6 protein-coding genes are annotated in these 12,027 nt (G+C 57.2%); 4 read left to right on the plus strand and 2 right to left on the minus strand.

Going from position 1 to position 12,027, the window contains the following annotated elements; genetic code table 11:
- Nucleotides 1–432: 432 nt before the first annotated feature.
- The 3 genes from QMM04_RS06030 to rcsB are packed head-to-tail and all read left to right on the plus strand — an operon-like array spanning nucleotide 433 to nucleotide 4,921.
- Nucleotides 433–1,587 carry an MFS transporter gene (locus tag QMM04_RS06030; protein ID WP_058775802.1) on the plus strand — a complete coding sequence of 385 codons (1,155 nt, stop codon included), beginning with the start codon at nucleotides 433–435 and terminating at the stop codon, nucleotides 1,585–1,587.
- 24 nt (nucleotides 1,588–1,611) lie between these two features.
- Complete coding sequence (gene rcsD / locus QMM04_RS06035) at nucleotides 1,612–4,269, plus strand: phosphotransferase RcsD (protein ID WP_282995829.1); 2,658 nt, start codon at nucleotides 1,612–1,614, stop codon at nucleotides 4,267–4,269.
- 1 nt (nucleotide 4,270) lies between these two features.
- Nucleotides 4,271–4,921, plus strand: a complete 651-nt coding sequence (rcsB, locus tag QMM04_RS06040) for a response regulator transcription factor RcsB (RefSeq protein WP_013509853.1) — start codon at nucleotides 4,271–4,273, stop codon at nucleotides 4,919–4,921.
- A gap of 42 nt (nucleotides 4,922–4,963) precedes the next feature.
- On the opposite strand, the gene rcsC is transcribed toward rcsB, so the two are convergent.
- Entirely contained in the window at nucleotides 4,964–7,816 is a 2,853-nt protein-coding gene (rcsC, locus tag QMM04_RS06045) for a two-component system sensor histidine kinase RcsC (RefSeq protein WP_021509234.1), read from the minus strand.
- A 167-nt stretch (nucleotides 7,817–7,983) separates the two neighbouring features.
- Nucleotides 7,984–10,623 (minus strand): DNA topoisomerase (ATP-hydrolyzing) subunit A, encoded by a 2,640-nt coding sequence (gyrA, locus tag QMM04_RS06050; RefSeq protein ID WP_021509233.1) that lies wholly within the window; start codon nucleotides 10,621–10,623, stop codon nucleotides 7,984–7,986.
- A gap of 176 nt (nucleotides 10,624–10,799) precedes the next feature.
- On the opposite strand from gyrA, the gene ubiG reads away from it, so the two are divergent.
- Nucleotides 10,800–11,525 (plus strand): bifunctional 2-polyprenyl-6-hydroxyphenol methylase/3-demethylubiquinol 3-O-methyltransferase UbiG, encoded by a 726-nt coding sequence (gene ubiG / locus QMM04_RS06055; protein ID WP_021509232.1) that lies wholly within the window; start codon nucleotides 10,800–10,802, stop codon nucleotides 11,523–11,525.
- Nucleotides 11,526–12,027: the final 502 nt, after the last annotated feature.

Below are 12,027 nucleotides of genomic sequence, written 5' to 3' on the forward strand. Positions count from 1 at the left end.
ACTGAGGTTAAATTAACCGCCACTCAGGACGCCATTATTTGTTCGTTTTCCCACGTTTTGTTCATTACTTAGCCATGATTGCACAATGTTAATTTCCGGGCGTAATAAAGTTGAACAGGAATATAGCCGATGCGTTTCCCCAACCGTTTGCGGAATATTCTTTACCACTATTCAGTCAGTTAGCGTTGCCGCAGTAATCGACTTTCACCCCAACTTAAGCCAAATTTTCACTGAATCTGTCGGTTTACTAAGAGCCAGAGAGCTTATGAAGTCCAGGAAATGTCTGGAAAAGCGCAGCGCCTGGCAAAAGATCGGTAATATGCTCGTTTCTGGCGACCATTTTTGCCCTGCTCTTCGCCTTCATTGAGCGGTGCCGCGCCAGCTTTAATGCTAAACTTCGTCGCTCGAACGACTTATGACAACGACACCTTTATGACAGCACTGGACGCCGCACAGCCCAACAAATTGCATCAGCGTGTCAATCTGGGAACACGCCTCGTTTTTCTCATCGCCGGTTTAAGCATGTCTGCCTGGGCGCCGCTGGTGCCGTTTGCCAGCCAGCGTCTCCAGCTGACGGGCGCGTCGCTGGGCGGCCTGCTGCTGTGTCTTGGCATTGGTTCACTGGCGGCAATGCCGGTGACCGGTGCGCTGGTGGCACGCTTTGGCTGCCGCCGCGTGATGCTGTGCTCCACGCTGGTGGTGCTGGCCGTACTGCCGCTGCTGGCGACGCTGGATGTGATGTGGCTGATGGCCGCCACGCTGATGGTGTTCGGTGCCGGTCTCGGCATGCTGGATGTGGCCATGAATGTGCAGGCGGTTGAGGTTGAGAAAGCGGCGGCCAAGCCGATGATGTCCGGTTTCCACGGTTTCTTCAGTCTTGGCGGTATTCTTGGCGCCGGCGCGGTCAGCCTGTTACTTGGCGCGGGTCTGACACCGCTGCAGGCGGTGGGCGTTATCATGCTGCTGATGGTGCTGCTGTTGCTGTGCAGCCTGCCGACGCTGATGACAGAGCGCCTGCATCAGCCCGATCAACCCTGGCTGGTGATCCCGCGCGGCTGGGTCGCCTTCCTCGGTTGCCTGTGCTTTATTCTGTTCCTTGCGGAAGGCGCGGTACTCGACTGGAGCGCCCTGCTGCTGCTGCAAAGTCCAGGCATGAGCGTGGCGCACGCCGGTCTGGGGTACGCCATCTTCTCCATCGCCATGACCATAGGTCGTCTGACGGGCGATAAAGTGATTCAGCGCTTTGGCCGCTATCCGGTGATGCTGACCGGTGCGCTGGCGGCGGCAGCCGGCATGACGCTGGCGGTGCTGCTGCCGTGGCCGCAGGCGGCGCTGCTGGCCTTTTTGCTGGTGGGCTTTGGCCTGGCCAATACCGTGCCGATGCTGTTTAATGCCGCCGGTAATCAACAGGATATGCCGGCCAATCTGGCGATTTCCGCCATGACAACGCTTGGCTATGCGGGTATTCTTTCAGGCCCGGCTTTAATCGGCTTTATTTCCCAGTGGCTCAGCCTGAGCGGCGCGTTTTTACTTATCGCCCTGCTGCTGCTGGCGGTTGCCGCCAGCGCCCGGCTGGTCGCGCGTTAATTGCAGGATCCTGAGACACCTATGCTGCCTTATAAATTTCCGCTGACCTCCGGCAACGTAACGCGCTTTTTCGTGGTGTTTAACCTGGTGCTGTTTCTCGCGCTCGGTGCCATGGTGCACAACAGTGTGAATGCGTGGATCATGGAAAAGCGCTACGCCATGACTGACCTGGCGCGCGCGATGCAAAAACGCATTGATGCTTACCGCTTTGCCACCTGGCAAATCTATGAAAATCTCGCCACCAGCGCCGCAGGTTCTACGCCGAGCAGCAGCCTGCAGGAGACGCGTCTGCGCCCGGATGTTTACTATCTGGAGAAAACCCGCCGCAAGACCGAAGCGCTGATTTTCGGCTCGCACGACAGCAGCACGCTGGATATGACGCTGCGCATGTCCAATTATCTCGATACGCTGTGGGGCGCTGAAAATCCGGCGTGGTCGATGTACTTCCTCAATGGTCAGGACAACAGCCTGATCATGATCTCGACCCTGCCGCTCAAGGATATGGCGACGCGCTATAAAGAGAGCGCGATCAATACGCTGGTGGACAGCCGCCGCGCCGAAATGCTGCAACAGGCCAATGCGCTGGACGAACGCGAAAGCTTCTCGCCACTGCGCCACTTTGCCTGGCAGAACGATCACTACTTCACGCTGCGCACCACGTTTAACCAGCCAGGTCATTTAGCCACGGTGGTGGCGTTCGATCTGCCGGTTAACGATTTGATTCCACGCAGTATGCCGCTGGAGAATTTCCAGCTGCGCCAGGATGCCAGCCAGCCCGGCAGCGCCACCAGCGATGACGCCAGCAGCGAAAGCACCGCGGTGACGCTGGTTAACCCGAACCTGGAGATTGCCGCCACGCTGCCCAGCACCTCGCTCCAGCTGGTGTACCGGGTGCCGCTCGCCAGCCTGGCGATGGATACCCTGCACAACCTGATGTGGCCGCTGCTGATCAACCTGTTGCTGTTCCTGCTGTCTATTGCCGGCATTACGCTGCTGCGCCAGCAGTCACTGCGACCGAATGAGAACCAGAGCGCTGAGCTTGATTCGCTGCGTATGCTGAATGAGGAGATCGTCGCCAGCCTGCCGGTCGGGCTGCTGGTGTATGACTTTGGTACCAATCGCACCCTGCTGAGCAACAAAATCGCTGAGCATCTGCTGCCGCACCTCAATCTGCAGAAGATCATCAATATGTCCGATCAGCATCAGGGCGTGCTGCAGGCTACCATCAATAACGAAGTGTATGAGATTCGCCACGCGCGCAGCATGCTGTCGCCGCACACCCAGCTGTTTATGATGCGCGATCAGGATCGCGAGCTGCTGGTGAATAAGAAGCTGCAAAAAGCGCAGCAGGTGCTGGATCGCAACCACCAGATGCGCCAGCAGCTGATGCAGAATCTTGGCCATGCGCTTAATCGTCCGCTACAGAGCATGGTGACGCAGCTGGTGCAGCTCAGCCAGCGCGATGACGACGAGAGCGTGCTGGATCTGCTGGATGAGAGCCAGGGTCTGGCGCGGCTGGTGGACGATATCGTCCTGCTCAACCGGCTGGAAGCCCACGACTGGTCGCCGGATGCGGGCGTGTTTAACCTGCAGGATCTGCTGGATGAGATTGCGCTGGAGAGCCTGCCGCTGCTGCGGCGCAAAGGGCTGACGCTGGTGGTCAACAATCAGCTGGCCAACGACGAGATGCGCTTTGGCGATCGCCGCGCGCTGCGTAAAGTCCTGACCACGCTGATGCACTACGCGCTCACCACCACGCAGTGGGGCAAGATTTCCCTCGATATCAAAGCCAGCGACAGCAAAGTCAACAGCGTGCTGTTCCAGCTGGTGGATACCGGCTCAGGCCTGACCGGCGACGAGCTGGCCAACGTCGATTTCCCTTACCTCGGCGAAACCACGCAGGATCGTTACGGTCAGGCGTCCGGCATGGCGTTTTTCCTGTGTAAGCAGCTGTGCAAACAGATGGGCGGCCAGCTGGAGATTATCGCCAAACCGGATATCGGCACGCGCTATAACATTCAGCTGCCGCTGGCGCTGGAGCAGCAGAGCGAGCAGGAAGAGAAACTGCTGGAAGGCGTGACGGCGCTGGTGGATATCGCGGTCGAAGACGTACACAAAATTGTCTGCCGCCACCTCGAGAACTGGGGGGCAAATTGCCTGACCTCGGATGAGCGCTTGTCCGGGCAGGAGCATGATGTGCTGGTGACGGACGATCCGGCGCGCCTGCAGGGCTGGGCGCTGTTGCTGGCGGGCGACGAAATGGGGCATCACGCCCTCAACGACCAGCAATTCCGGGTCAATTTCAATCTCAGCAATGCGCTGCTTGATGCGCTGCTGGCCCTGATTGAGAAGCAACTGGCTCACGATTCGATAGAGGAGAGCGACGACGATGAGGCTGCCACGCCGCTGCTGAGCGGCGGCTATTTCCAGCTGTTTACGGAGACAGTACCGCCAGATGTGAAGAGACTGTATACTGAGTCGGCGGAGAAGGACTATCCCTCGCTTGCTCAGACAGCGCATCGCCTGAAAGGCGTGTTTGCCATGCTCAATTTACTGCCGGGTAAACAGCTTTGTGAAGAGTTAGAACAGCACATTAAACTGTGCGACGATTTAACCATTAAAAATACCACCAGTGAAATTGACGCGTACGTCAACCAACTGCTGCAGCAAGGTAACCCATAAGATGAATAACCTGAATGTAATTATTGCCGATGACCATCCAATCGTTCTGTTCGGTATCCGTAAATCTCTGGAACAGATCGAATGGGTGAATGTGGTAGGTGAGTTTGAAGACTCAACAGCACTGATCAATAGCTTGTCCAAACTGGATGCCAACGTCCTGATTACCGATCTGTCGATGCCGGGCGAAAAATACGGCGACGGCATCACGCTGATCAAGTACATCAAGCGTCACTATCCGGATCTCTCCATTATTGTTCTGACCATGAATAATAACCCGGCGATCCTGAGCGCGGTACTGGATCTGGATATCGAAGGCATCGTGCTGAAGCAGGGTGCACCGACCGACCTGCCGAAAGCGCTGGCAGCCCTGCAGAAAGGCAAAAAGTACACGCCAGAAAGCGTGGCCAAACTGCTGGAGAAAATCAGCGCCGGCGGCTACGGCGACAAACGTCTGTCACCGAAAGAGAGCGAAGTGCTGCGTCTGTTCGCCGAAGGCTTCCTCGTTACCGAGATCGCCAAGAAGCTGAACCGCAGTATCAAAACCATCAGTAGCCAGAAGAAATCAGCAATGATGAAGCTGGGCGTGGATAACGATATCGCGCTGCTGAACTACCTCTCTTCCGTCAGCGCCACTCAGGTCGACAAAGAGTAATCCCTGCGGCGGTGCTTCGGCACCGCCTCTCCTCTGCCCTGCTTATCCTTCCCGGCTTTTGCGAACACGTTCGGCATACAGCGCCAGCGTGGTTTTCAGCACATCCAGCGTCACCGGTTTTGACAGGCAGTTATCCATGCCGGCATCCATACAGCGCTGTTTCTCTTCCGCCAGTGCGTTAGCGGTCACCCCAATCACCGGGAAAGCATGCCCCAGCTGGCGCAGACGCTGCGTCAGCCGGTAGCCGTCCATGTTTGGCATGTTGACATCGCTCAGTACGATATCGATATGGTTACGGCTGAGCACGTTGAGCGCATCCACGCCGTCCTGCGCCGTTTTGGTCTGATAGCCCAGCGTGCCAAGCTGTTCAGACAGCAGCATCCGGTTAATCGGATGGTCATCAACGATCAGCACCATGATGTCTTCATAGCTGGAGGCCTGCTGCGGCACCGGCAGTTCCAGCGTGGTCGCCGTTTCGCTGTCGATGGCAATGCGATAAATCCGGCCCAGCAGCAGCGGCAGATCGTGCAGCGTCGCGCTGCTGTGCACCCACTGTCCCGGCGTCGTTTCCTGCGGCATATCAATGTGTTCACCGCAGATCCGGATGCGCGCGCGTACCGTCTGCGCTGGCGCGTCGTGGTGATCGCAGATCATCACATCGTCCGCCCCAGCCCGCCCCTGATAGTGCGCAACCTGGATGCCCTGCTGCTGGAGCAGACGCAGCAGGAAGGCCGCCAGATAGTCGTTGCGCAGGTCGAGCCAGATGGCTTTTTCCTGCAGACCATCCAGCAGCGGCGGCGCGGGTTGCTGTCCGGCGTAGATCGGAATACGCACCACGAACTGGCTGCCCATGCCCGGTTCAGAGTCGACTTCGATGTCGCCATCCATCATGTTGATGAGCTTTTCACAGATCGCCAGTCCCAGCCCGGTGCCCTGGAAATTACGCTGCACGCCGGAGCCGACCTGGAAGAACGGGTCGAACAGGCGCGTGATCTCTTTTGCCGGGATTCCCACGCCAGTGTCGCGCACGCGAAACGCCAGATATCCCTCTTTGACATAGGCGTGCAGGATAATGCAGCCGGTGTGGGTGAACTTGATGGCGTTGTTCAGCAGGTTGGAGATCACCTGCTGCAGGCGCAGCGGATCGCCATCCAGCGCCAGCGGCACATCGTTCTCGATGAACACATACAGCGTCAGGCGCTTGCGCACCACCAGCGACAGATAGTTGCTGGCAATATGGTTGACCACCTCACGCGGCGAGAAGGGACGCGGCTCAATCTTCAGCTGCTCGGACTCGATCTTCGAGAAGTCGAGAATATCGCTGATGATTTTCAGCAACAGGCTGGATGAGTTGTTCATCGCCGTGACCAGCGAATCCACGCCCTTCGGCAGCGATTTGGTCTGCAGCAGATCGAGGTTACCGATAATGCCGTACAGCGGCGTCCGCAGTTCATGACTGACGGTGGCAAGGAACATCGATTTGGACTGGCTGGCCTGCTCGGCGGCGTGCGCCATCTCCTGCAGCGACTGCTCCATGCGCACGCGCGCCGAGACGTCGACCAGCACGCAAATCGCCACGTTCTCGTTGCGGTAGCGCGAATGCACAAAGCTGATTTGCAGGTTAGTGTTACTGCCGGTCAGCATATCGACAAAATTAACCTGCTGGCCGCCGATGATTTCGTTCAGCCGCAGGCGATCTTCCTGCGTCAGCAGCGTCAGATAGTTATGCGCCAGTTCATTACTGAGGATGTTGGTGCCATCGCTGGTACGCAAAATACAGATGCCGACCGGCGCTGACGCGACAATCTTGCGGTTGAACTGCTCGTGCTCCTCCAGCCGGTGGGCGTTGTCTTCCGCCGGCAGGAACATGCGGCGTTCGAACACCCACGCCAGGGTAAACAGAATCAGCGCGCTGAGGATATTGAGCAGCAACGCGTTGATCAGCATCAGCTTGAGCTGATCCATCAGCACATCGGTCGACAGCGACCACACCACATTGAGGCTGGACGGCGGCAGCGGCTTTTTCAGCACCAGCTGACGATAGCCGTCAAGATAACCAAACCAGGTGCTGTTATCCGGCAGATCGTCCAGCGAATAACCGGGTCCGCCGCGTCGTGAGCTGATCAGCGGACGATAGTTTTCATCGGTGATGGTGGCCACCAGCGGCAGCCCGCCGGGCTGAATAAATTCATCCAGGCGAATGTTCTGTTCCACGCCGAGCAGCGCCTGCAGTTTGTTGGCGACGTAAACCGGCACCACCATGTAGAAGTTGCCGATGCCTGGCTGGCTGCTGTTGGTAATCCAGTACATCGGATTACGCCGCTCTTCCTCGTTGCCGCTGCGGTAGTGCAGCACGTTTTCGCGCAGCGCCTTCAGGCTGCGTTCGCGATCGACCGGATTATTGTTACCGATGGTAAAATCTGCCAGGCACTGATTTTCGCCGCCAATAAAGAACACCCGATTGAGTTCATAGGCTGAGGCAAAATTGCTTTTCCAGTAGTTAATGAAATAGCTCAGGGAATCGAGCGAGTTACGCCAGGTGTTGCTCATTGACGTGCAGTCACCGTCGGTAAACAGCGGCGTAAACTGCGGCAGCGTGCTTTTGCCGCCCGGCATGCCGTTGAGCATATCCAGCCCGTTGACGCTGCTGCTCAGGCGATTCTCAGTGATGTACTTCAGCTCGCGCATCACATCCGCTGAGTGGCGCACATACCATTCGGCCTGACCATAATTGGTGGCAAACTCCTGGCGCACCGCGTTCTCTTTCTCGTGCAGCACATTGATGATGTAGAAAGTGGTCAACAGTGCACCCAGCGACCAGAGCAGCAGTGCCAGCGCACGAAACAGGTAGCGCGAGATGCGAAGCGTGGTGCGAAAGGAGACGAGATATTTCAAAAGAGACTCACTGGCGGCAAGGGTTATCGGGACGTTGAAAAGTTCTCATACACTAGCTTTATCAGGGCGAAAAAGCCAGTTGGCACGCGACTTTGGGAGTGAAAGTCAGACAAAAAAAACGGCAGGTCGGTTGCCCTGACCTGCCGCTTGTGACAGACAACGAACGGTTACTCTTCGTCGTCTGTTTCCGGTGCGTCGTCGTCGCTGTCGACTTCCGGCGCGATATCGTCTTCGCCTTCTGCCACGCTGCCGTCGATGGCGTCGAGTTCTTCCTCTTCCACCGGTTCAGCGACGCGCTGCAGGCCGACCACGTTTTCATCTTCCGCGGTACGAATCAGGATCACGCCCTGCGTATTACGGCCCACCACGCTGACTTCCGACACGCGGGTACGCACCAGCGTACCGGCATCGGTGATCATCATGATCTGATCGCTGTCCACCACCTGTACCGCGCCCACCACTGGCCCGTTACGCTCGGTGACTTTAATCGAGATCACGCCCTGCGTGGCGCGCGATTTGGTCGGATACTCGCTGTTAGCAGTACGCTTGCCGTAGCCGTTCTGCGTTACGGTGAGAATCGCGCCCTCTTCACGTGGCACAATCAGCGACACCACTTTGTCGCCTTCGGCCAGCCTGATGCCGCGTACGCCCGAAGCCGAACGGCCCATGGCGCGCACCGCACTCTCCGCAAAGCGCACCACTTTACCGGCGGCAGAGAACAGCATCGCTTCGTCGTTACCGTTGGTCAGCGCCACGCCAATCAGCTCATCGTCTTCACGCAGGTTGATGGCAATGATGCCGGCACTGCGCGGACGGCTGAACTCCTGCAGCGCAGTTTTCTTCACGGTACCGTCTGCGGTCGCCATGAAGATGTTGAAGCCTTCGGTGTATTCGCGCACTGGCAGAATCGCGGTGATACGCTCGTTGGCTTCCAGCGGCAGCAGGTTGACGATTGGACGACCGCGCGCGCCACGGCTGGCTTCCGGCAGCTGATAGACCTTCATCCAGTAGAGGCGGCCACGGCTGGAGAAGCACAGAATGGTGTCGTGGGTGTTGGCCACCAGCAGACGATCAATAAAATCTTCTTCTTTAATGCGCGCCGCCGATTTGCCCTTACCGCCGCGACGCTGGGCTTCATAGTCTGACAGCGGCTGGTATTTGACGTAGCCCTGATGCGACAGGGTGACCACCACATCTTCCTGGTTGATCAGGTCTTCGATGTTGATGTCAGCGCTGTTAGCGGTGATTTCCGTACGGCGCGCATCGCCAAACTGATCGCGCATCGCCACCAGCTCTTCACGGATCACTTCCATCAGGCGCTCGGCGCTCTGCAGGATGTGAATCAGTTCGGCGATCTGGTCCAGCAGCTCTTTGTACTCGTCGAGCAGTTTTTCATGCTCAAGGCCGGTCAGTTTCTGCAGACGCAGATCAAGAATGGCCTGTGCCTGCTGCTCGGTCAGGTAGTAGCGACCATCGCGAATACCAAACTCCGCTTCCAGCCACTCCGGACGCGCGGCGTCGTCACCGGCACGTTCCAGCATGGCGGCGACGTTGCCGAGATCCCACGATTGCGCCAGCAGGCCGCTTTTCGCTTCGGCTGGCGTCGGAGCCCGACGAATCAGCTCGATAATCGGATCGATGTTGGCCAGCGCAATTGCCAGACCTTCAAGGATGTGCGCACGATCGCGCGCTTTACGCAGTTCGAAGATGGTACGACGCGTCACCACTTCACGGCGGTGGCGAACGAAAGCTTCAATGATCTCTTTCAGCGTCATGATCTTTGGCTGGCCCTGATGCAGGGCAACCATGTTGATGCCGAAAGAGACCTGCAGCTGCGTCAGCGAGTAGAGGTTGTTGAGCACCACTTCGCCGACCGCATCGCGTTTCACTTCAATGACGATACGCATGCCGTCTTTGTCAGATTCGTCACGCAGGCCGCTGATGCCCTCAACGCGCTTCTCTTTCACCAGCTCGGCAATTTTCTCGATCAGGCGCGCTTTGTTCACCTGATACGGGATTTCATTGACGATGATGGTTTCACGACCGGTTTTGGCGTCGGTTTCAATCTCGCCGCGTGCGCGGATGTAAATTTTACCGCGCCCGGTGCGGTAGGCTTCTTCAATGCCACGACGACCGTTGATAAAGGCGGCAGTCGGGAAATCCGGCCCGGTAATGTGCTCCATCAGCCCTTCGACGCTGATGTTTTCATCTTCGATAAACGCCAGACAGCCGTTGATCACTTCCGTCAGGTTGTGAGGCGGAATGTTGGTCGCCATGCCAACGGCAATACCGGAGGAGCCGTTGATCAGCAGGTTAGGAATTTTGGTCGGCAGGACTTCTGGGATCTGCTCGGTGCCGTCATAGTTCGGCACAAAGTCGACCGTCTCTTTTTCCAGGTCAGCCAGCAGTTCAGAGGAGATCTTCGCCATGCGCACTTCGGTATAACGCATCGCTGCGGCGGAGTCGCCGTCGACCGAACCGAAGTTACCCTGACCGTCGACCAGCATGTAGCGCAGGGAGAACGGCTGGGCCATGCGCACGATACTTTCGTACACAGCGGAGTCACCGTGTGGGTGATATTTACCGATAACGTCACCAACCACACGGGCAGATTTTTTATAGGGTTTGTTCCAGTCGTTACCCAGTTCGCTCATGGCAAAAAGCACACGGCGATGCACCGGCTTCAGGCCATCACGTACATCGGGTAAGGCTCGGCCAACGATGACCGACATGGCGTAATCGAGGTAGGAGTTTTTCAACTCTTCTTCGATATTGACCGGTGTAATTTCTCTCGCAAGGTCGCTCATGGAGCCGCTATCCCTCTACATAATCCCGGATTTTAAAGGTGCGAAAGTATATCACATCGCTTGCGTGCGGTGAACGTAAAGCAGGGTTTTGTGGCGCTTTTCCTTTGCGCTGAGAGATGCCTCGCAGGGTTTATACGTTTATACTGGTGGCATATTTTGTCAGGAGTCATGATTCAATGAATGAACAACCGCAGGAAAGCCGCCAGAACGTCGACCACGCCGAAATTGCTAAGTTTGAGGCGGTTGCATCACGCTGGTGGGATTTAGAAGGTGAATTTAAGCCGTTGCACCGCATTAATCCCCTGCGTCTTGGCTGGATTGCCCAGCACAGCCATGGGCTGTTCGGTAAGAAAGTGCTGGATGTCGGTTGCGGCGGCGGCATTCTCGCCGAGAGCATGGCGCGCGAAGGGGCGGAGGTCACCGGCCTGGATATGGGCGCCGAGCCGCTGGAGATCGCGCGCCTGCACGCGCTGGAGAGCGGCGTGAGCGTCAATTACGTGCAGCAGACGGTTGAAGCCCATGCGGCCAGCCATGCCGGTCAGTACGACGTGGTGACCTGTATGGAGATGCTGGAACACGTGCCGGATCCGCGTTCCGTGGTGCTGGCCTGCGCGCAGCTGGTGAAACCGGGCGGCGAGGTGTTTTTCTCCACCATCAACCGTAACCCTAAAGCCTGGCTGCTGGCGGTGTTTGGTGCTGAATACGTGCTGCGCATGGTGCCGCGCGGTACCCATGACGTGAAAAAGTTTATTCGTCCCGCCGAGCTGCTGAACTGGGTGGACGAAACCGCCCTGCGTGAACGCAATATGACTGGCCTGCACTACAATCCGCTGACCAATCAGTTCCGCCTTGGCCGCGGGGTGGACGTCAATTATATGGTGCATACCCACCGTCAGGCGTAAACGACCTGTTTCGCCTGCCTGCCCGTGGGCAGCGGTGTTGTAGCGGCGCGATGTATTACGCGAGAAATCGCGCCGCTATGGAATCTACGACCGGCAATTTACTCAACTGAACGGCATAACGTCCTGCACGCCGCCAGTCCTCCTTTCACTTCCGACCGCCCCCGGTTTATCACGCGCTGGCCCTATCCAGATCAATTTCCTTTTAGACGCTGCGATGCGCTTTTTGTAAGGTGAAAAGGTCATAAAAAATTCATAAGCAAACGCAGATAAGTTCGCTGCTGACGGAGCGGCGCGGGCTTTTTTCGCCTGGGAAATTTCCCGAATCGCAGCGGTTGAGCAATAAACACGCGCTCGATCAAAAATTGAAAAAAAACCTGTTATCCGTTGACACCAGGTGCAGGCCTTGTGGCGTGGGGATCCAGGATTTTCGCCACCCCCCAGGGCGTAAAATTTTGTGAAAATCAACTCTTGTGATGATCCGATTGCTGACTAGAATACTCAC

Source organism: Pantoea sp. Pa-EAmG (assembly GCF_030024295.1).
GTDB classification, from domain to species: domain Bacteria; phylum Pseudomonadota; class Gammaproteobacteria; order Enterobacterales; family Enterobacteriaceae; genus Pantoea; species Pantoea dispersa.

What these genes read in the sequence shown, in the direction of transcription:
- QMM04_RS06030 (WP_058775802.1), top strand. Translation starts at nt 433, where the DNA reads ATGACAGCACTGGACGCCGCACAGCCCAACAAATTGCATCAGCGTGTC.
- rcsB (WP_013509853.1), top strand. Translation starts at nt 4,271, where the DNA reads ATGAATAACCTGAATGTAATTATTGCCGATGACCATCCAATCGTTCTG.
- gyrA (WP_021509233.1), bottom strand. Translation starts at nt 10,623, where the DNA reads ATGAGCGACCTTGCGAGAGAAATTACACCGGTCAATATCGAAGAAGAG.
- ubiG (WP_021509232.1), top strand. Translation starts at nt 10,800, where the DNA reads ATGAATGAACAACCGCAGGAAAGCCGCCAGAACGTCGACCACGCCGAA.